18 protein-coding genes are annotated in these 21,151 nt (G+C 34.9%); 14 read left to right on the top strand and 4 right to left on the bottom strand.

All coding sequences use genetic code 11. The features are described 5' to 3' along the window. Positions 1 to 4 precede the first annotated feature (4 nt). From ACFOWM_RS11045 to ACFOWM_RS11055, 3 genes are read right to left on the bottom strand one after another with little or no spacing between them, the layout of a single operon-like run. Positions 5 to 514, bottom strand: a complete 510-nt coding sequence (locus ACFOWM_RS11045; protein ID WP_379709946.1) for a hypothetical protein — start codon at positions 512 to 514, stop codon at positions 5 to 7. Between the two features lie 38 nt (positions 515 to 552). Further along, positions 553 to 1,512 (bottom strand): 1-acyl-sn-glycerol-3-phosphate acyltransferase, encoded by a 960-nt coding sequence (locus ACFOWM_RS11050; protein ID WP_379709949.1) that lies wholly within the window; start codon positions 1,510 to 1,512, stop codon positions 553 to 555. A gap of 11 nt (positions 1,513 to 1,523) precedes the next feature. Next, on the bottom strand, positions 1,524 to 2,078 hold the full coding sequence (locus ACFOWM_RS11055; RefSeq protein ID WP_379709952.1) for a YqgE/AlgH family protein: 555 nt from the start codon (positions 2,076 to 2,078) through the stop codon (positions 1,524 to 1,526). A gap of 169 nt (positions 2,079 to 2,247) precedes the next feature. Between ACFOWM_RS11055 and ACFOWM_RS11060 the strand changes: the two genes are divergently transcribed. The 14 genes from ACFOWM_RS11060 to ftsZ all read left to right on the top strand — a co-directional run bounded on the left by ACFOWM_RS11060 (position 2,248) and on the right by ftsZ (position 20,301). Next, complete coding sequence (locus ACFOWM_RS11060; protein WP_379709954.1) at positions 2,248 to 3,567, top strand: sensor histidine kinase; 1,320 nt, start codon at positions 2,248 to 2,250, stop codon at positions 3,565 to 3,567. Positions 3,568 to 3,769: 202 nt separating this feature from the next. Further along, complete coding sequence (gene mraZ, locus ACFOWM_RS11065) at positions 3,770 to 4,231, top strand: division/cell wall cluster transcriptional repressor MraZ (RefSeq protein ID WP_379709956.1); 462 nt, start codon at positions 3,770 to 3,772, stop codon at positions 4,229 to 4,231. Between the two features lie 36 nt (positions 4,232 to 4,267). Further along, complete coding sequence (gene rsmH / locus ACFOWM_RS11070) at positions 4,268 to 5,221, top strand: 16S rRNA (cytosine(1402)-N(4))-methyltransferase RsmH (RefSeq protein WP_379709958.1); 954 nt, start codon at positions 4,268 to 4,270, stop codon at positions 5,219 to 5,221. Position 5,222: 1 nt separating this feature from the next. Beyond that, a complete protein-coding gene (locus ACFOWM_RS11075) occupies positions 5,223 to 5,579 on the top strand; it encodes an FtsL-like putative cell division protein (protein WP_379709961.1) in 357 nt (118 codons plus the stop codon). Between the two features lie 11 nt (positions 5,580 to 5,590). Further along, complete coding sequence (locus ACFOWM_RS11080) at positions 5,591 to 7,714, top strand: penicillin-binding protein (RefSeq protein ID WP_379709963.1); 2,124 nt, start codon at positions 5,591 to 5,593, stop codon at positions 7,712 to 7,714. Further along, the gene (locus tag ACFOWM_RS11085; protein WP_379709965.1) at positions 7,714 to 9,174 is read left to right on the top strand and encodes a UDP-N-acetylmuramoyl-L-alanyl-D-glutamate--2,6-diaminopimelate ligase; all 1,461 of its coding nucleotides are present in this window, start codon (positions 7,714 to 7,716) and stop codon (positions 9,172 to 9,174) included. Before ACFOWM_RS11080 ends, ACFOWM_RS11085 begins: the two co-directional genes overlap by 1 nt. Positions 9,175 to 9,214: 40 nt before the next feature. Then, positions 9,215 to 10,519, top strand: a complete 1,305-nt coding sequence (mraY, locus tag ACFOWM_RS11090; RefSeq protein ID WP_379709968.1) for a phospho-N-acetylmuramoyl-pentapeptide-transferase — start codon at positions 9,215 to 9,217, stop codon at positions 10,517 to 10,519. Between the two features lie 7 nt (positions 10,520 to 10,526). Beyond that, positions 10,527 to 11,870: a UDP-N-acetylmuramoyl-L-alanine--D-glutamate ligase gene (murD, locus tag ACFOWM_RS11095; protein ID WP_379709971.1), complete on the top strand. Its 1,344-nt coding sequence runs from the start codon at positions 10,527 to 10,529 to the stop codon at positions 11,868 to 11,870. Between the two features lie 12 nt (positions 11,871 to 11,882). Continuing rightward, entirely contained in the window at positions 11,883 to 13,181 is a 1,299-nt protein-coding gene (locus ACFOWM_RS11100; RefSeq protein WP_379709973.1) for an FtsW/RodA/SpoVE family cell cycle protein, read from the top strand. Beyond that, positions 13,181 to 14,302, top strand: a complete 1,122-nt coding sequence (gene murG, locus ACFOWM_RS11105) for an undecaprenyldiphospho-muramoylpentapeptide beta-N-acetylglucosaminyltransferase (RefSeq protein WP_379709975.1) — start codon at positions 13,181 to 13,183, stop codon at positions 14,300 to 14,302. Before ACFOWM_RS11100 ends, murG begins: the two co-directional genes overlap by 1 nt. 5 nt (positions 14,303 to 14,307) lie before the next feature. Next, the gene (gene murC, locus ACFOWM_RS11110; protein ID WP_379709978.1) at positions 14,308 to 15,675 is read left to right on the top strand and encodes a UDP-N-acetylmuramate--L-alanine ligase; all 1,368 of its coding nucleotides are present in this window, start codon (positions 14,308 to 14,310) and stop codon (positions 15,673 to 15,675) included. Beyond that, positions 15,665 to 16,912, top strand: a complete 1,248-nt coding sequence (locus ACFOWM_RS11115) for a cell division protein FtsQ/DivIB (protein ID WP_379709980.1) — start codon at positions 15,665 to 15,667, stop codon at positions 16,910 to 16,912. Before murC ends, ACFOWM_RS11115 begins: the two co-directional genes overlap by 11 nt. Before the next feature lie 40 nt (positions 16,913 to 16,952). After that, on the top strand, positions 16,953 to 18,341 hold the full coding sequence (gene ftsA / locus ACFOWM_RS11120) for a cell division protein FtsA (RefSeq protein WP_379709982.1): 1,389 nt from the start codon (positions 16,953 to 16,955) through the stop codon (positions 18,339 to 18,341). Between the two features lie 52 nt (positions 18,342 to 18,393). After that, the gene (gene ftsZ / locus ACFOWM_RS11125) at positions 18,394 to 20,301 is read left to right on the top strand and encodes a cell division protein FtsZ (RefSeq protein WP_379709984.1); all 1,908 of its coding nucleotides are present in this window, start codon (positions 18,394 to 18,396) and stop codon (positions 20,299 to 20,301) included. A gap of 238 nt (positions 20,302 to 20,539) precedes the next feature. On the opposite strand, the gene ACFOWM_RS11130 is transcribed toward ftsZ, so the two are convergent. After that, positions 20,540 to 21,139, bottom strand: coding sequence for a GNAT family N-acetyltransferase (locus tag ACFOWM_RS11130; protein WP_379709987.1), 600 nt, complete (start codon positions 21,137 to 21,139; stop codon positions 20,540 to 20,542). Positions 21,140 to 21,151 lie beyond the last annotated feature (12 nt).

Consider the following 21,151-nt stretch of genomic DNA (forward strand, 5'->3'; position numbering starts at 1 on the left):
AATTTTAAGGGTGAAGCCAATGTATCATTTTAGGGTAAATTGGTAAATCGTTGTTATCATCATTTCTTTTTTCAATTGCCATGCCTTTCCATTGCAACATGGGCACACCAATATACCTGCCTTGGTTAAAGTTATCGGCTAAATACGATCCGCCACCTTTATATCCATTATCATGAAAAACAATGTAAGGGTCAATATCTAAAGCTGTTGCGGCAGCATAACTCCAAGCAATGGTCATCATTTCCTCAGCCTCTCGGTTGGGTCGTAAGGCAATATCAGCTTCGTTTAAATGAATCCTTTCATTATAAGGTACAATGGCAATATGGCCGGCTTCATGTAAAATATCACCAATATATTTTAATTGAGTTACATCAATTATTAAGCTGCCATTTTTAATTTGTAAGCCTGGTAAAAAAGAAGGTTCTTGAATTGCCGCTTCAGTGATGTTGATACCAATTTCAGTTAAAAAAGTATTAATTTTTTTCAGTAAAAGATGATCGTCTTGCGAAAGCATGTATCTAATTTAAAATAAAATTAGATATTATAATTTAATTAAAACTGTTTCTTTATCTGCACAAAACTATAAGCACAAAATGATAAAATAAATGGTGTTAGCAACCACCAATAGCCACTTATAAAAAACGCAATTATTATAGTTATAAGTAACACATATATAGGATACGTTAAAAAAAGTAGCCCTACCATAACGGAATCATAATGATCAATTTTGCCAAATTTTTTAAAAGCAAATTTTTGTATAGGTATATATAATGGTGCATGTAAAATATACCCAAGTGTTGCAGGTATTACCAGTAATGTTTTTTTTATTGACGATATTTCTACCCTAAAATATTGTTGTACTATTTTTTTATTTACTGGCTTACTTTCAAAAACTAGCTGTTGTAATTGTTGTTGTAATTGTTGGTTAAAAGTTTGAATTTGGGTGCCTACTGCATTGTTGTGCTCAATTTGTTGATGTGTAATGGGGCTTCCAATATTTAGTTCAACGTTTTTTCCAAATGATGTGAATGATGAATAATTAATACCAATTGGTATAACCTGCAACGGTATATTTTGTTGCCATGCACTTAATGCAAGTCTTGCTGTGCCTTTTTTTAAAGGACGTAAATGCCATTCGTTAATACAACGACCCTCACTAAAAATTAATACAATGTGGTTTTGCTTAAATACTTCTATGCACTCATCAAATGTTTTATAATTTTCGTCGAGGTTATGTGCGCCTTCACTCAAACGATATACAGGAAACATTTTTAATGATCTTAAAATATGATTGATCAACTTCCCTTTAAATGCATCGCCTCTTGCTAAAGAATAAATAGGTTGTTTAAAAATGCTGCACAACATAATAGCATCTAAAAATGAATTGGGGTGGTTGGCAGCAAGTAATACAGGGCCCTTAATTTTTACAATAGCTGGTTGGTTAATTTTAATATGTCTGCACCAAATGGTAAAGGCTAATCGTGCAGGAAAATGAAGTAATTTGTACAGCAATGCGTTAACGTTTAATTTAATTGTGGGTCTGTTGGTAAATGTACCATCATCGCATATTTACCACCCATACTTTGCAAACTTGAAGCCCAAACCTGTGGTGCTGGAGTATTAAAAATGAGGGCCGTTGTAGCTGCTGTGGTAAACCAAGCACCTTCTGCTATTTCATCTTGTAGTTGTTGAGCATCCCAACCACTATACCCCAAAAAGAATTTAATTTTTTCTGAAGTAATAGTGCCATTAAAAATTAGTGATTTTAAAATTTCAAAATCGCCGCCCCAATAAATACCATCTGCTACTTTTACAGCATCTGGTATTAAATCAGGATACTGGTGAATAAAATGTAATTTTTGGTGCTCAACGGGCCCACCTAAAAACAACGGTAATGGCCAACCATTCATGTCATCAATCACTTCATCTACCGTAACATCTATAAATTTATTGATGGTAAAACCAAAAGTGCCATCAACATCATCATGCCTGCAAATGAGTACTACACTCCGTTCAAAGCTTGGATCTTTTAAAAATGGTTCAGCAATCAATAATTGGCCTGTGTATATTGTTGACATGATTACAAATTAATGAAATTATATGCAATTGAAAATTTAATAATTATGCCTCATTGAAGTTGTTTACGCTAGGTTTAGGAATTTTTCGCATTTTTTGTTTATTATTAACTATTTAAAAAACCGCATAAACACTACATTTGTAACATTATTTGTTAACGAAAAGGTTTCCATGAAAAAAACTTTCCCCATCATTACCATACTTATTTCTATCAGCCTAGTTGGATTAATATTTTTTCAACTTTTGTGGCTTGATAGTGTAAGGGATTATAAGGAAAGAGTACTGGAAGATAATGTTATAAAAGCAGCAGGTTCAGCAGGAGTGAGGCTTATGGAAGAAAAGCCCGCCTTGTTATTTCCACGAAAATCAGACCTGCTTATTACCAACGAACGTTTACGGTTTGATTTTAGAAAGCATACTGTTGTACAGCGTTTTAGTAAAGATGAAATTGCTAAAATCATTAAAGATGAATTAGCAAAAAATAATATAAAAAATACTCCTTTTGAATTTGCGGTTACTGAGGGTACTTTAACAGGCGACCAGGTAGAATCAGAAAACTTTTTTAAGCAATATGCCGATTCAGCTGGGAATCTTAATCATACCGTTATGTTGGAGCCATTTACAGGCTCAAATATGGAAAACTTAGTACCACAGGAGTTTTTAGTAGTGGTAGTACCACACCAAAAAGCTATTATTTTTAAGCAATTAATTTGGTTCATTATAGGTGCTTTAGTGTTTACAACCATTATCATTATTGCTTTTTATGTAACCTTGCGTACATTATTTAATCAGAAAAAATTGAGTGAAATAAAATCAGATTTCATCAATAACATGACCCATGAGTTTAAAACACCACTAGCCACTATTTCATTGGCGGTTGATGCTTTAAAAAACGAAAAGGTTGTAGGCAATAAAGAAAAAACAGCCTACTTTACTGGCATTATTAAAGAAGAAAACAAACGCATGAACAAGCAAGTAGAAACTATTTTACAAGCTGCGTTGTTAGATAAGCAAGAGATACAATTAAACCTCAAAAAATTAGCGGCTACTGATTTAATAACAAACGCCGTAAATAATATTTCGTTGCCCGTTAGCGAAAAAGGCGGTGAATTGATAATAAATTATGAGGCAACAAAAGATGTGATTTTGGCTGATGATGTTCATTTTACCAACTTTGTCAATAACTTATTAGATAATGCCCTAAAATATTCAAAAGAAAACCCTGTTATAAAATTAACCACACTTAACGTTAATAACCAACTTCGAATTAAAATTGAAGACAATGGCATTGGTATGAATAAAGAAACCTTGTCTCGAATTTTTGAAAAATTTTATAGGGCACATACCGGTAATGTACACAATGTAAAGGGTTTTGGCTTAGGTTTAAGTTATGTAAAATCAATGGTTGAAGCACATAAGGGTACCATAAAAGCCGAGAGTATTATAGGAAAAGGCAGCACTTTCACCATCACTTTTCCTTTAGCTAAATAACTACATTTTTTAGCTATTCACAGTATATCCACAGTAATTCACATTAAACGCAAAGGTTTATCCCCAAAAATGGGGTTTAAAACCACTGCAGTACTGCATTTAGGTACTGTGGAAAAATATGTTTTTCCTAAAAAGTGTTCGTAAGTGGGAAAAAGTGTTATTTTGTGTAGATTAATAGCAATAAATAACATTTTTCAGTACAATGATCAGCTTTTTAGGCGAATATGAATCTACCATCGATGCAAAGGGACGTTTCCTTTTGCCAGCAGCGTTTAAAAAACAGCTGCCGAATGGTGATGGGGCTCAGTTCGTTATAAATAGAGGATTTGAAAAATGTTTAACCCTTTACCCGGTACAAAGCTGGGAACCCATATTTGCAAAAATAAGTACGTTAAATGATTTTGACCCCAACGTTAGGGCATTTCGTCGTTACTTCTTAAACGGTGCTTCACCCATTGAAATGGATAGTGCTGGTAGGTTACTGCTTCCCAAAAATTTAGTAGGGTATGCTTCGCTTGCAAAAGATATTGTGCTGGTTTCTGCTTTAAACAAAATTGAGATCTGGGATAAAAAATTATATGATCAGTTCTTTGATTCGGTAACAGATGAGGCTTTTAGTAAAATAGCTAATGAAGTAATGAATCCACCATCATCAAATGGTTAATAAATACGATTTAGCTGAACAATTAAAGTTGAAAAGATGGCAGTTACACATAATGAAGCAACCCAAAATAATACGCCTGTGGCAAATGCGGCCTATCACATTCCCGTGATGCTACATGAGGCGGTTGCTGCATTAAATATACAACCGAGTGGTGTGTATGTTGATTGCACTTTTGGTGGCGGCGGACACAGCATGGCTATTTTACAACAACTCAACAGCAGCGGTAGGTTAATTGTTTTTGATCAAGATGAAGCAGCTAAAAAAAATATACCAGCAGGCGAAAACCGAATTGTATTTGTGCCGCAAAATTTTAGATACCTAAAACGTTTTTTACGATTGCACAAAGCTGATAAGGTAGATGGTATTTTGGCTGATTTGGGTGTATCGAGTCATCAATTTGATACTGCTGAAAGAGGTTTCTCTACAAGGTTTGATGCTGATTTAGATATGAGGATGGATAGTAGGCAAACCATAACAGCTGCCTCCATTTTAAACACATTTACAGAGCAACAGTTACATAAAATGTTTGAAAAGTATGGCGAAGTAACCAATGCAAAAACCTTAGCTAAAACCATTGTTGAACAACGTATTATTAAACCATTTACGACCACCAATGCTTTTAAACAAGCTATTAGTGCTATTGTTAAAGGCAACCCAAACAAGTATTGGGCACAAGTGTTTCAAGCATTGCGTATTCAAGTAAATGATGAAATGTTGGTGTTAGAAGAAATGTTGGAACAAACCAAAGATGTGTTGGCATCTAACGGACGTTTAGCTGTCATTACTTTTCATTCGCTAGAAGATAGAATGGTGAAAAATTTTATGAAAACAGGTTATGTTCATGAGCAAGATGATGATGATGTTTTTGGTCGTAAAGCTGAAAATGTATTTACTGTAATTACAAAAAAGCCAATGATACCATCAGCAACAGAGCAAAAACTAAATAGCAGAAGCAGGAGTGCAAAATTGCGTATTGCACAAAAAAAATAGTATGGCAGAAAAAACACAAACGTCAACAAAATTGCCAAAGGCAGATTGGAAAAAAGTGTTTAGCTATAACCGTATAGTTAAAAACATTCCTTTCTTTCTTTTTTTAGCAGTGTTGGCTGTGTTATACATATACAACGGTCACCATGCCGATAAGTTGGTAAGAAAAATTGCTGTTACAGAAAAAAATATTAAGGAGTTGGAGTATGAATACAAAACCATAAAAAGCGATTTAATATTTAGAAGTAAAGCATCAGAATTAGTAAAAGCAGTTGAACCATTGGGTTTAAAAGAGCCCAAAGTGCCGCCCATGTTGTTAGGCGATACTGCATATCAAAAAATTGACACAACAAAAAAGTAGAAATATAAATAGTGGATATAAAAAAAGACATATTATGGAGAGTGTACTTGTGCTTTTTGTGCATAGTAGTGCTTTGCGTTTTTGTGTTAGGTAGGGCCATTTATATTCAAAGAGCAGAAGGTAAATTTTGGATTGGTATGGGCGATAGCTTGCATTTAAAATACCAACCTATATTGGCTGAAAGAGGCTCTATTTATAGTGAAGATGGTAATATGCTCAGTACATCAATTCCTATTTTTGATGTGTTTGTTGATTTTGCAGCAGATGGTTTAAGAGAAAAACAAGGCAAACGTTTTAAAGATAATGTTGACTCGTTAAGTATTTGTTTGGCGAATTTATTTGCAGACAAAACATCATCAGAATACAAAAAATTGTTGCAACAAGCCTATAAAGAATCAGATCGATATTTTATTCTTAAAAAGAAAATGACCTTCGATCAATATTTGCAATTACGCAATTTTCCTTTGGTGCGTTTAGGTCGTAACAAAAGTGGTTTTATCATCGAGTCAAAAGATAAACGAATAAACCCATATGTTTTATTGGCCAACAGAACCATTGGTTTATCAAGGCAAGATGTTACTAAAAACGTTGGTTTAGAGTTAACGTACGATAGTTTGTTAAGAGGCACTACAGGCCAACGTTTAATGCGTTATGCTGCAGGTACCTACATGCCTGTTGAGGGTGCAGAGCTTGATCCTGTTAATGGTAAAGATATTGTTACCACTTTAGATACATACATTCAAGATGTTACTGAAAATGCCCTCATGAATATGATGGTGGGTAACAATTCTGTACATGGAACTGCCATAGTAATGGAAACTGCAACAGGTAAAATTAAAGCTATTGCTAACTTAGGTAAACAGCCTGATGGCACTTATTTAGAAGACCTGAATTATGGCATCGGTAAAAAAACTGAACCAGGCTCTGTTTTTAAATTAGCTACCCTAATGAGCTTAATGGAAGATAAGTATGTTGACTTAAATACGATTGTTAATTGCGAAGGCGGAATAAAATCTTTTTCGGGTTTACGCATCAAAGATTCTCACTTGGGTACATACGAAACCACCGTTAAAGAAGCTTTTGCAGCAAGTAGCAATGTGGCCTTTGCAAAATTAGCTAGCCAATATTACGGTGCACAGCCACAAAAGTTTTTAGATCATTTACACAAAATGCGTTTAGATACTTTAACAGGTGTTGAAATTATTGCATCATCAGGTTTTCCATTAATAAAAAAACTTACATCAAAATCGTGGAGCGGTACCACTATACCATACATGGCCCATGGGTATGAAGAGTTGGTTACGCCATTAAATATGCTTACGCTATACAATGCTGTGGCTAACAATGGTAAAATGATGCGGCCTTATTTAGTTAATGAAATTCGTGACTATGGTGTTACCATTCAAAAATTTGAGCCGCAGGTGTTAGATGCACAAATTTGTAGCCCACAAACAGTTGCCATGTTAAAAGAAGCCATGTTAGAAGTAGTGGAAAGTGTGCATGGTACGGCTCATGCTATAAAAGATAGTGTATACAAAATTGCTGGCAAAACAGGTACAGCAGTTACAGCTTTAGATAATAAAGGTTATAACAAAGGAGCTAAAATTTATCAAGCTTCTTTTATTGGGTATTTTCCTGCAGAAGCACCGAGGTATACTATTGCAGTGGTAATACAAAATAGTAGGGAGTCAAAGCTAGTGTATGGGGCAGCCGTATCAGGTGCGGTATTTAAACAAATTAGCGATAAGTTGTATACACGTTATTTAACTTCTCCCACGTTTAATGCTGCTATTTCAAAAGATACATTGGTAAACAACGCTATTGGTTTAAAAAATGATGTAAACACTATTTTTTCATATATGCGTATACCAATGGCAGATCAAGCAACCAATGGTACTTGGCGTAATGTACAGCTAGCGCAAAATACAGCAACATTATCAACTACAGCAATACCACAATCAAATACTAATATAATGCCAAGTGTTGTAGGTATGGGGTTGAAAGATGCGGTGTATGTATTAGAAAACAAAGGTTTAAAAATAGCTTTTCAAGGAAAAGGGAAAGTAATAAGTCAAGATGTATTGGCAGGTAGCAATTTTATTAAAGGTCAAAAAATAACACTGTTTTTAAATTAATGTTGCAACAATTATTATATAAAGTTGGTATTAAAGCGGTACAGGGTAGTACTGATGTAGCGGTAAATTCGTTACACATCGACTCCCGTTCAGTAATGTCTAACAGTTGTTTCATTGCAATAAAAGGTGTTGTGGTTGATGGACATGATTTTATTGAAACGGCTATAAAAAATGGAGCTATTGCTATAATTGTAGAACAATTACCAACAATGTTACATGATGGTATAACTTATGTAACTGTTGATAATACAGGTGTTGCAGCAGGTATAATGGCACATCATTTTTATAATGAACCATCGGCACAATTTAAATTAGTAGGTGTTACAGGTACAAACGGTAAAACTACAGTTGCTACAATGCTGTATAATTTATTTACCAAACTTGGCTATGTATGTGGCTTAGTAAGTACGGTTGAAAATAGAATTGCTGGTAAAGTTTTTACTGCAACACATACTACGCCAGATGCTATCAGTCTTAATAAATTGTTGCACCAAATGGCAACTGCTCATTGTGAATATGTATTTATGGAAAGTAGCAGTCATGCCATTCATCAACAACGCATTGCAGGTTTACAGTTTACAGGTGCTTTGTTTACAAACATTACACATGATCATTTAGATTATCATAAAACTTTCGATGAGTACATCCGAGTAAAAAAATCTTGGTTTGATGGTTTGCCTGCAACTGCTTTTGCCATCAGTAATGCTGATGATAAACGTGGTACTGTAATGTTACAAAATACAGCTGCCAAAAAATATTATTACAGTTTAAAAACCCTAGCTGATTTTAAAGGAAAAATTTTAGATAATAGTCTTGCAGGGCTACACATGTTGGTAAATGATGTTGATGTTCATTTTAAATTAATAGGTGGTTTTAATGCGTATAATTTATTAGCAGTATATGGTGCTGGTATTTGTTTGGGAATTGCTAAAGATGAACTTTTAATAGCACTCAGTAGTATTGAAGGAGCCGAAGGTAGGTTTGAATACAGTGTGAGTAAAACAGAAAGTATAATAGGTATTGTTGATTATGCACATACGCCAGATGCGCTGTTGAATGTGTTGGCCACCATCAAAAATTTAAAACGTGGGCACGAAAAAGTAATAACGGTAGTGGGCTGTGGTGGTAATAGAGATAAAGCCAAACGCCCTATTATGGCACAGGTTGCTTGTGAGTACAGCGATAAAGTAATTCTTACATCAGATAACCCACGTACTGAAAACCCTGCTGATATTTTGAAAGATATGGAAGCTGGTGTTAATGTAGTGGCTCGTAGAAAAACAATTTCAATAGCAGATAGATATGAAGCGATTAAAACGGCCATCAGCTTTGCAACTGCTGATGATATTGTATTGATTGCAGGAAAAGGACACGAAAAGTACCAAGAAATAAATGGTGTTAAACACGACTTTGATGATAAACAAGTACTGCTTGATTTGTTTGATTTGCTAGAAAAATAACCAACAAAAAACGAATTAAAATAACAACAAAATTTAAACAATGCTTTATCACTTATTCGATTGGCTCACAAATCACTGGACAGGAAATAGTTTCCCGGGGAGTGGACTATTTCAGTTCATTAGTGTTCGTGTAATCATTGCATTGATATTGTCATTGGTTATTACTACCGTTTATGGTAAAAAGCTAATTCAAATTTTATTAAACAAACAAGTAGGTGAAACCGTTCGTGATTTGGGGCTTGCAGGCGAACAACAAAAAAAAGGTACACCAACAATGGGTGGTATCATCATCATTTTAGCCATTATTATTCCTACGATCTTATTAGCTAATCTCGATAAAGTTTACATACGCCTTATGTTGCTATGTACGGTTTGGTTGGGTGCTATTGGTTTTATTGATGATTATTTAAAAATAAAAAGTAAACGTCTTGCAAAACAAAAAGGCGTTGATTATAAAAAAAGTGATAGTGATGGTTTAGCAGGTAGGTTTAAAATTTTTGGTCAGGTTGGTATTGGTATTATCATTGGCGTAACGCTTTATTTTAGCCCAAGTGTGACTGTAAAAAGAGAAGTTGTAAATACTGATGCTACAGCCTATCTACAAAGAGGCGAAAAAAAGTTGAATGAAGATACTTTGATGATAGATGGTAAACAACATCGCTTTGTATCAGTAAAAACCCCCATTACAACTATACCGTTTGTAAAAAATCATGAGTTTAACTACGCCAAGCTATTGCCGAAGAGTTTAGAAGATTATACGTATATCGTTTACATCGGCATTGTAATATTTATTGTTACAGCAGTATCTAACGCTGCTAATATAACCGATGGTTTAGATGGTTTGGCAACAGGTATTAGTGCCATTATTGGAATTTGCTTAGGCATTTTTGCTTATGTAAGTGGCAATGTAAAATTTGCAGAGTATCTCAACATTATGTACATACCAAATTTGGGTGAGCTCTCTATTTTTATTGCAGCTTTTGTAGGGGCATGCGTTGGGTTTTTATGGTATAACTCATATCCAGCGCAGGTTTTCATGGGTGATACCGGTAGTTTAGCTTTGGGCGGCATCATTGCTGCACTAGCTATTATAGTTCGTAAAGAATTATTGATACCTATTTTTTGTTTGGCATTTTTTGTTGAATTGTGCAGCGTAATGATACAGGTAAGTTATTTCAAATACACAAAAAAGAAATATGGAGAAGGGCGAAGGGTTTTCTTAATGAGCCCCTTACATCATCATTACCAAAAGTTAGGTTATCATGAAAGTAAAATTGCAGTAAGGTTTTGGATATTAACCATACTATGTGTGGCGGTTGCCATCATAACATTAAAATTAAGATAAACGAATTGTGTTGGAAAAGTTAATGGTCATATTAGGTGCTGGCGAAAGTGGTATTGGCACGGCTATACTTGCTAAGCAACAAGGGTTTGAAGTTTTTGTAAGTGATGGAGGTGCTATTAAACCTAATTACAAAAATGATTTGGTACAACATCAAATTGATTTTGAAGAAGGTTCACACAACGAAGCAAAAGTGCTTTCTGCAAATATTGTGATGAAGAGTCCTGGCATACCTGATAAAAACGCCTTGGTACAAAAAATTCGACAACAAGGCATTGAGGTAGTGAGTGAAATTGAATTTGCATTTCGTTATAAAGGAGATAGTAAAATTATTGCAATTACTGGTAGTAACGGCAAAACCACTACTACCGCATTAACCTATCATATTTGTAAAACTGGTGGGGCTGATTGTGCATTAGTGGGTAATATCGGCTATTCATTTGCTCGTCAAGTGGCTGAAGCGCCGAAAGCATTGTATGTAATTGAAGTAAGTTCTTTTCAGTTAGATGATATTTCAACATTTAAACCTGATGTTGCAGTAATAACCAATATCACAGAAGATCATTTAGATAGGTATGAATACAATATAAATAATTATATAAAAAGCAAATTCAACATAGTAGCAAATCAAACAGCAGATGATGTGTTCATTTATAATATTGATGACCCTACTATCCAACATAACTTAACAAAATTTAACATTAGATCAATTAAAGCACCTATTACCATGAGCAAAGAATTACCAGAAGGGGCATACCTCACAAACGCACAAATGCATTTGAAATGGAAAGGAGAAGATATGCAAATGAGCGTTGAAGATTTTGCAATTAAAGGAAAACACAATCAATATAACAGCATGGCAGCTAGCATGGCAGGTACAGCCGTAGGTATACGTAAAGAAAAAATTAGAGAAGCCTTGCAAACTTTTGAAAGTTTAGAGCATCGCATGGAGTCTGTGGCTGTAATTAAAGGTGTTGAGTTTGTTAATGATAGTAAAGCCACTAACGTTAACAGTACTTGGTATGCTTTAGAAACCATGCAAAAACCAGTGATTTTAATTTTAGGAGGAGTAGATAAAGGAAACGACTACACTGCACTCAAAGAATTGGTACAAGAAAAAGTAAAAGCCATTGTTTGTATGGGATTAGATAATAGAAAAATTCATGAAACTTTTGGTGATATCGTTTCACTAATGGTTAATACAGAAAATGCAAAAGATGCAGTACAAGCTGCTTTTCATTTTGCTGAAAAAGGTGACGTTGTTTTATTGAGCCCTGCTTGTGCAAGTTTTGATTTATTTAAAAATTATGAAGATAGAGGTCAACAATTTAAACAAGCTGTAAAAGATTTATAAGTAAAATCATTCATGTTAGATAACATCAACATAAAAGAATATTTTAAGCCAGACTTAGCAAATATGGGTGGCAACTTGGTCAACAAAACCAAGGGCGATCGTGTTATTTGGGCGATCGTTATTATATTAACGTTAGCTAGTTTATTGTTGGTGTATAGCAGTACAGGCTCATTGGCTTACCGTATGAGTAAAAGTACCGAAAGCTATTTGTTTAAGCAGTTTGCTTTTATAATGTTGGGCTTATTGGTTATTTATTTTGCTCATCGTATTAATTATACGTTGTATTCAAGGTTGGCACTCATTTTATTTTTGATATCAATACCATTGTTGTTATATACTTTATTTTTTGGTGTACAATTAAATGCAGGTAGTCGTTGGATAAAACTTCCGGTTATTAACATGACATTTCAAACATCAGATTTAGCAAAGCTGGCTTTGTTCATGTACATGAGTAGGCAATTAAGTAAAAAGCAACAAGTAATTAAAGATTTTAAAAAAGGTTTTTTACCAGTTGTAATACCCGTTGTAATTATTTGTGGGCTCATTGCACCTGCTAATTTATCAACAGCTATACTTATTGCAGGCACCAGTTTTATGCTCATGTTTATTGGTAGGGTTAGTACCAAGCATATTTTATTAACGATGGCTTTAGCAATGATACCTGTATTGTTTTTAATATCTATTGCAGTATCCACTTACGATTCAAAAACAGGGGAGTCCAAAAAACTACCAGCAATTCTATCTGCAGGTCGTATACCTACATGGATCGGTCGTATACAAACATTTGTATACAGTAAAAAAGAAGATGATAATGAAAAGTTATACCAAATTAACCAAGCCAAAATTGCTATTGCAAAAGGTGGTTGGTTAGGTAAAGGCCCTGGTAACAGTGAGCAACGAAACTTTTTACCACATAGTTATAGCGATTTTATTTATGCAATCATCATTGAAGAGTACGGCATATTTGGCGCCGCCATTATGTGCTTTATTTATTTATTGTTTTTGTATAGGTGTATTCGTATTTATAGAAAATGCCCTTATGCATTTGGTGCATTTTTAGCATTAGCACTCAGTTTTACATTGGTAATACAAGCGGTTGCCAACATGGGTGTAAACGTAAATTTATTTCCAAATACAGGGGTAACCTTGCCTTTGGTAAGTATGGGTGGTAGTAGTTTTTTATTCACTTGTTTATCAATCGGTATTATATTAAGTGTAGCTCGTAATGTAGAACAACAAGAAGGTAAACTAGCAGAACAAAAAGTTGCTGCTTCAAACGAAACAATAACTGATAATACAGCAGCAGCATAATGAGTAGCCAACCAACATATCAACATCATCACCAACGCCAACGCATTATTGTAGCTGGTGGTGGTACTGGCGGACATATTTTTCCGGCTATTGCCATTGCCAATGCCATAAAAAAAATACATCCTGATACGGAGTTTTTATTTGTTGGGGCTAAAGGTAAAATGGAAATGGAAAAAATTCCGCAAGCAGGTTTTAATATTGAAGGACTTGATATTGCTGGTTTTAACAGAAGTTCATTATTAAAAAATATTAGTTTGCCTTACAAGCTTGTTAAAAGTTTTTTTCAGGTAGGTGCTATTTTTAAAAAGTTTAAACCAACAGCTGTAATTGGTGTAGGTGGCTATTCTAGTTTTCCTGTTTTGCGTTATGCTCAAAGTAAAAACATACCAACTTTTTTACATGAGAGTAATTCATTTGCAGGTAAAAGCAACATCATGCTCGGTAAAAAAGCAACTAAAATTTTTACTGCTACCGATGGTATGCAACAATTTTTTCCTAATGATAAAATTGTAATTACGGGTAACCCTGTTCGTCAAACCATTAGTAATAGTGTTGTTCAAAAAAATGAGGCAGTTCAATTTTTTAATTTAAGTGTTAATAAAAAAACCATTTTAGTTGTAGGTGGTAGTTTGGGTGCTAAATCTATTAACGAATGTATTGCACAAAATATTGCATTGTTTCAACAACAGCAATGGCAACTCATATGGCAAACTGGCAAGCCGTTTTATCAACAAGCAAAAGAAGTTGTAAAAGGTTTTGATAATATTTATATGAGTGACTTTATTGCCCAAATGGAATATGCGTATGCTGCCGCAGATGTAGTGGTGAGTAGAAGTGGAGCAATGGCAGTAGCTGAATTATGCTTAGTGAAAAAGCCTGTTGTTTTTGTACCATATCCATTTGCCGCAGAAGATCATCAAACAGCTAACGCAATGGCATTGGTGAATAAAAAAGCAGCTTTATTAGTGAACGATAAAGATGTAATGGCACTATTAATGAATACGCTAACAGCATTGGTAAATAATGAACAACATCAACAACAATTGATAGCTAATATATCAACATTAGCCATTAACAATGCAGATGAAATTATTGCTAATCAAATATTAGCAGCTATATAAATTGTATGATCAATATAAATAACATATCATCTATTTACTTCGCCGGTATCGGAGGTATTGGTATGAGTGCATTGGCTCGTTACTTTAACCAAAAAGGTATTAAAGTTTCTGGGTACGATAAAACGCCAACGCCACTTACAGATTTGTTAGTGAGTGAAGGTATACACATACATTTTATTGATGATGTTAATTTGATTGATAAAAATGTAGATGTAGTAGTGTACACACCTGCTATACCAGCCAATCATACAGAGTTAAATTTTTATAAAAATAACAATTACCCTTTGCTGAAGCGTAGCGATGTGTTAGGTTTACTTACAAAAGATACTTTTAATATTTGTGTAGCAGGTACACATGGTAAAACTACAACAAGTGCCATGATTGCTCATATTTTAAAAGATAGTGGTTTTGGGTGCAATGCATTTTTAGGAGGCATTGCTGCAAACTACAATACAAACTTTTGGGGTGGTGATAGTAATGTAACGGTTGTGGAAGCAGATGAATATGACCGTAGTTTTTTAAAGCTATTTGCCGACATTGCTATTATAACCGCAATGGATGCTGACCATTTAGATATTTATGGTACCGAAGAAAATATGCAAAATGCGTTTATCAGTTTTGTAAATCAAATTAAAGCTAACGGTACACTTATTATAAAAGATAATTTACAACGTATTGATGAGTTTAAAGCAACTACAACATTAACCTATACTGCATTTAACGAAAAGGCTTCTGTTCATGTAAGCAATTTAAAAGTTGTAAATGGTAGTTATTTGTTTGATGTAGTGATAAACGATTATATCATTAAAGATGTACTGCTCAATATGGGTGGTAAACACAATATTGAAAATGTAACGGCAGCTATAACAGTGGCATTTCTATTAAAAGTAGATGAACAAAAAATCAAATCAGCTGTTGCCAATTTTAAAGGGGTAAAACGCAGGTTTGAGTACATTATAAAATCTGATGATGTTGTAATGATTGATGATTATGCACATCATCCAGAAGAGTTGAGGGCGCTCATTAATGGTGCAAAGGAGTTATATCCTAACAAAAAATGTACAGTGGTATTTCAGCCACATTTATTTAGTAGAACCAATGATTTAGCAGAAGGCTTTGCTGAAGTATTGAGTATGGCTGATGAAACGATTTTGTTGCCAATTTACCCAGCAAGAGAGTTGCCAATGCCCGGCGTAACCAGTGAATTGATTTTAAATAAAATGACCAACGCAAAAAAGAGCGTTAAAGAAAAAGGTGCTTTGCTTGAATGGTTACAAACAAATAAGCCATCCTTATTTATTACGGCAGGTGCTGGAGATATTGATGCGATGTTAACCGACATAAAAAATATTATTACAAACAATGCCCATTAATAAAATTAAAATAAAGCAAATTTTATTGGGCATCTTTTGGATGCTGATTGCCAGTAGCTGTATCATGCTATTGGTGGCAGCTGTACGCCATAAAGAAGCAGCTTTATGTAAGGGCTTGTTGATTGATATTGAAGGCATCAACAATAATTTTTTTATTGATAAAAATGATGTTTATCAAATTATAAAAAAATATGGTGGCGATACTACGCAACAAAGAAGCATAGCTAGTATTGATTTGAAAAAAATTGAAAAGCAACTTGAAAATGATGTATGGATTAAAGATGCTGAATTGTATTTTGATAACAATAATATTTTAAACGTTGCAGTACAAGAAAGAGCACCAATAGCAAGAATATTTACGAATGGTGGTAATACTTTTTACATTGATAGTAGTTGTAAGGTATTACCATTGAGTGAAAAGTTTTCTGCTAGAGTGCCCATTTTTACTGGCTTCGCAACTGAAGCAATTATTTTATCAAAGCAAGATAGTAGTATAGTTCTAAGTATTAAAAAATTAAGTACAGCTATAAATGCTGATCCTTTTTTAACAGCAATGATTGATCAAGTAATTATTAATAGCAATGCCACATTTGATTTGGTGCCTAAGTTAGGTAACCAACAAATTATTTTTGGCGAAGCAGTTGATATTGCTGCAAAATTTGATAAACTAAAAATGTTTTATAAAGATGTAATCACCAATGTAGGGTGGAACCGTTACAACATTATAAACCTGCAATATAAAAACCAAGTAGTAGCTAAAATTAGAGGTAAAGAAGATGTTACGGCTGATTCACTTAGAACAATGGAACTCATGCAGTTTATTGCCGCAGATGCTGCAAAACGTTCGGCTGATTCATCGCAAATTTTTATTGCTGATGCTGATAGAGCCAATGCAGATAGTAGCTTGTTGCAACAATCATTTGAGAGAGAAGAGCAAGTAGAAAATAGTTCACCTGCTTTTAGTAATACAGCAGCAGTTGCTAACACCAACAAAACTCCAGCATCAACTTTGCCAGTTACAACATCTGTTAAACCATCAACTTTAGTTAAACCTGCAGTGGTACAAAAGGTAGAAAAATTGCCAGCTAAACCACCACCCAATAAATCATTAAAAACGGCTCAAACTAAAATGATGGCAAAGCCACTTATAAAAAAAGCGCCTGATAAAAAACCAGTAGAAAAAAAACCAGTTATTAAAAAGGCGGCTGTAACAAATAAAAACAGTAACGAATATTAAATTGAAACACAAACACACAAACACATAAACAAACAACATTATGAACAACGAACAACCGGTTATTGTAGGCCTCGACATCGGAACAACCAAAATTGCAGCCATTGCAGGCCGTAAAAATGAATTTGGTAAGTTAGAAATTTTAGGCTTCGGTAGAGCCAATAGCAACGGCGTAACACATGGTATGGTATTGAATATTGATCAAACCATTAAAGCTATTACTGCCGCTTTAGAAAACTGTTATGCATCAAACCCAAGCTTATCAATCAGCGAAGTATATGTTGGTATTGCTGGGCACCACATTAAAAGTTTACAAACAAGAGGCGATATTGTACGCCAACAAAATGATGATGAAATTCGTCAGGAAGAAATTGATAAATTAATAGCTGATCAGTACCGTACTTACATACCTGCTGGTGATCAAATTATTGATGTAATTCCACAAGAGTTTACGGTAGATAATTTTCAAAATATTCCAAACCCTATTGGCTATAGTGGGGTAAAAGTGGGGGCTAATTTTCACATCATCACCGGTGATAAAAATGCCATTCGTAACATTAACCGCAGCGTTGAAAAATCAGGTTTAATTACCAAAGATTTAGTGTTACAACCATTAGCATCAGCCGCTGCCGTAATGTGCGATCAAGATTTAGAAGCAGGTGTAGCAATTGTTGATATTGGTGGTGGAACAACAGATTTAGCCGTATTTTATGAAGGTATATTAAAGCACACGGCTGTTATACCTTTTGGTGGCGAAAACATAACGCAAGATATTAAAACTGGTTTGGGCGTTTTAAAAACCCAAGCAGAGCAATTGAAAATACAATTTGGTAGTGCGTTAAGCGATGAAACAAAAGCCAATCAATTTATTACCATACCTGGTTTAAGAGGTATGCCTGCAAAAGAAATTTCGGTTAAAAATTTAGCCAATATTATACAGGCTCGTATGGGTGAAATTTTAGATTTTGTTAGCTTCCATTTAAAGCAAGTGGGGCTAGATAATCGTATGCTGAACGGCGGTATTATTTTAACTGGTGGTGGTGCACAATTAAAACACTTATTGCAATTAACAGAATATGCAACTGGTTTAAATGCACGTATAGGCTTCCCTAATGAGCATTTAGCAGCTAATCAAATTGATGAATTATCAAAACCAATGTACAGCACTTGTATCGGGTTAATTTTAAAAGGATACAACGATTACGAAAATAAAAATAAAAAGTTAGGCCAAAACTTTATTAAAGTAGCTGGTAGTACTGTGGGTATTTTACAAACCACAACAGAAACAACTGTTGACGAAACAGCACCAGCTATTGAAACACCAGCTGAACCAGAAGTGGTAAAACGTAAAAAAACAATCAAAGGTTTTATGGATAGTTTTAAAACCAACCTTATTGAAATGTTTAAAGAAGAAGAAGACGGTCAGTTTTAAAGTAACAGGCTAACAAACCCATTAAATTTTTTAACACATAAATTCAACAAACATGATACATTTTGATTTGCCAAAAGATCAATCATCTATTATAAAAGTAATAGGTGTTGGCGGTGGCGGAAGCAATGCTGTAAACCATATGTTTGCACAAAATATTGAAGGCGTAAACTTTATTATTTGCAATACAGATGCTCAAGCGATTGCACAAAGTAAAGTGCCTAACAAAATACAACTTGGTCCACACCTTACACAAGGTTTAGGTGCTGGTGCTAACCCATTAATTGGTAGACAAGCTACTGAAGAAAGCCTAGAAGAAATAAAACGCATTTTAGAAGTCAATACAAAAATGGCATTCATTACTGCTGGCATGGGCGGTGGTACAGGTACAGGTGGTGCACCTATAATTGCCAAAATTTGTAAAGATTTAAATATACTAACCGTTGGTATTGTTACCACACCTTTTGCTTACGAGGGTAAAAAACGAATTGCCCAAGCAGAAGAGGGAATTATGTTGTTGAAAAACCACGTTGATACCTTATTGGTGATTAGCAATGATAAATTGCGTCACCAATTTGGTAACCTAAAAATGAAAGAAGCGTTTAATAAAGCTGATGATATTTTAGCAACAGCTGCTAAATGTATTACAGATGTTATTAATAGTACCGGACAAATTAATGTGGATTTTGCCGATGTATGCACCGTAATGAGTAATGGTGGCGTAGCCATTTTAGGAAGTGCTACCGCAGCTGGTGAAAACAGGGCACACCTTGCTATTGAAAATGCTTTAACCTCACCATTATTAAATGATAATGATATTAGAGGCGCTAAGTGGATATTAATCAACATCAACTCTAATGAAGGTGAACATGAGTTTACTATGGATGAAGTTGAAGTGATTCAAAATTATATTTTAAGCCAAGCTGGTGAAGAAACAGATGTTATTTTAGGTTTAGGATATGATAATACTTTAGGTGATAAAATTGGTATTACTTTAATTGCAACGGGCTTTGAACATAAAGATCCGTTTCCTCAAAATAAAGTAAATACAGCAGTTACACAACCTACAACTGACAAAGTAGTTATGCAATTAGAAATGCCTACTACGCCTGCACCGGTTGCAAAAACTGTGGTGAACGAGCCTGTACCTGTAACCGCATCGCAGCCTACTTTACAGTTTGATTTAGAAGATGCTATAGCCGCTACAAAAGCTACTGAAATGCCAGTTGTTGAACCAACTTTAGGCAGTGCCGAAGTTAAAGAGCAAACAGTTGAAACTACACCAACAGTGGCTGATGATGCACCAGTATTTTTTGAAATTTCAACAGCGGTTGATCAAATACCGGTAGTACAGTTTGATACTGAAATGGTAGCTACACCTGCACCAGAAGTTACTGCACCAGTAACGCCAGTAGCGCAAATAAATAATAATATTAATCAAGAGGCTAGCAATAAAAGCCACCTTTCGTCGGGGGGCTTTCTGGTGAAACCAACACAAATTTACGTGGAGGAATCGCCTGTAGTTTTAAAATCCACATCGGTAGAGGAACCACTACCTGTGCAAACACCAATGCAGAACGACGAACCTGTTATTGAAATGCATTTGGTAGTTAAAGAAACCTTAGAAGCGGCGGAGGAAAAGCCTGCAACACCTAACCACACTCAGCCTTTTATGAGCAAACCTGTTGAGGAACCTGCGATGCAGGACGAATCAGATGAGCTTAGGCGCCGGGCTATGGATCGTATCGCTAAGTTGAGAAATTTATCTTTCAACGTTAATGCGGCTGATCCTAACAACGAGTTTGAAACAGTGCCAGCTTACCTTCGCCGCAATATGGAAATGCACAACCAAATTGCTGATGTTGAAACATTTTACAGCAATTACACGGTAAGTAGCGATGATAAAAACCAAGGTGAAATTAATACCATTAATAATTTTTTAGACGGCAAAAAGCCTGATTAACAATGCTTACTCTGAAGCTAGGCTTCGGTTGTTTTGTGTTTATGTTTACAGTTTGTGTAGCCCCTTTCAGCAATGAAAGGGGCTTGTGTTTTATTGTAAGGTATGCGTTAGTTTGCTGATGATGTATGTACTGTTGCTGATGGGCTGCCGGATGGAAGCGGCACCGAATCCGCTGCGGCGGTGAAGGTACAGCGTACAGCCGGTTAAGTGTTGCAGTAGTAGCTTTGGTTGAGAGCCCCTAAACTAATTTTTGAAATAAAGCTGTTTTTAGCTGTTGCTCCCACTCATTTTTTAGTATACTCAAAACAATACTATTACGCCTACCACCTTGAAGGTTGGGTAAATGGCTACGTAAAATACCTTCAACGGTACAGCCAATACTTTTCATAGCGGCGATGCTTTTTTGATTACGATCATCAGCCCTAAATTCTACACGTTGCATACTCATTTGCTCAAACGCAAAGTTGAGTAGTAAATATTTACAATGTTTGTTAAGCCCTGTACCTTGAAATTGTTGACCATACCAAGTATACCCTAATTGTGTAGTTCCATATTTTAATTGAATATCATAAAATCGGGTGCAACCTGCATATTGTTGTAATTGTTTATCGTATACCGCAAAAGGGTAGGCGGTACCTTGTAGATTATCGTGTAAAGCAGTTTCAATATACTGCTGCATACCATTAGCGCCGTTTACGGCTACCAAGGAGTATTGCCACAAATTGGGCTGTTCTATTGCGAAATGCTTTAAAAAGTAATAATGTTCGGTTGTTAATGGCGCTAACCGTACACGTTCATTTTCGAGTAAGTACGGCTGGTGAATATCAAAGCTTGTCATGTAGTTATGGGG

It is taken from the genome of Ferruginibacter yonginensis, assembly GCF_042651465.1.
GTDB lineage: Bacteria > Bacteroidota > Bacteroidia > Chitinophagales > Chitinophagaceae > Ferruginibacter > Ferruginibacter yonginensis.

Excerpts from the sequence above, each read along its gene's own strand:
- ACFOWM_RS11045 (WP_379709946.1), bottom strand. The coding sequence starts at position 514 with ATGCTTTCGCAAGACGATCATCTTTTACTGAAAAAAATTAATACTTTT.
- mraZ (WP_379709956.1), top strand. The coding sequence starts at position 3,770 with ATGATCAGCTTTTTAGGCGAATATGAATCTACCATCGATGCAAAGGGA.
- ACFOWM_RS11085 (WP_379709965.1), top strand. The coding sequence starts at position 7,714 with ATGTTGCAACAATTATTATATAAAGTTGGTATTAAAGCGGTACAGGGT.
- ACFOWM_RS11055 (WP_379709952.1), bottom strand. The coding sequence starts at position 2,078 with ATGTCAACAATATACACAGGCCAATTATTGATTGCTGAACCATTTTTA.
- mraY (WP_379709968.1), top strand. The coding sequence starts at position 9,215 with ATGCTTTATCACTTATTCGATTGGCTCACAAATCACTGGACAGGAAAT.
- rsmH (WP_379709958.1), top strand. The coding sequence starts at position 4,268 with ATGGCAGTTACACATAATGAAGCAACCCAAAATAATACGCCTGTGGCA.
- murG (WP_379709975.1), top strand. The coding sequence starts at position 13,181 with ATGAGTAGCCAACCAACATATCAACATCATCACCAACGCCAACGCATT.
- ftsZ (WP_379709984.1), top strand. The coding sequence starts at position 18,394 with ATGATACATTTTGATTTGCCAAAAGATCAATCATCTATTATAAAAGTA.
- ACFOWM_RS11060 (WP_379709954.1), top strand. The coding sequence starts at position 2,248 with ATGAAAAAAACTTTCCCCATCATTACCATACTTATTTCTATCAGCCTA.
- ACFOWM_RS11100 (WP_379709973.1), top strand. The coding sequence starts at position 11,883 with ATGTTAGATAACATCAACATAAAAGAATATTTTAAGCCAGACTTAGCA.
- murC (WP_379709978.1), top strand. The coding sequence starts at position 14,308 with ATGATCAATATAAATAACATATCATCTATTTACTTCGCCGGTATCGGA.
- ftsA (WP_379709982.1), top strand. The coding sequence starts at position 16,953 with ATGAACAACGAACAACCGGTTATTGTAGGCCTCGACATCGGAACAACC.
- ACFOWM_RS11130 (WP_379709987.1), bottom strand. The coding sequence starts at position 21,139 with ATGACAAGCTTTGATATTCACCAGCCGTACTTACTCGAAAATGAACGT.
- ACFOWM_RS11075 (WP_379709961.1), top strand. The coding sequence starts at position 5,223 with ATGGCAGAAAAAACACAAACGTCAACAAAATTGCCAAAGGCAGATTGG.
- ACFOWM_RS11115 (WP_379709980.1), top strand. The coding sequence starts at position 15,665 with ATGCCCATTAATAAAATTAAAATAAAGCAAATTTTATTGGGCATCTTT.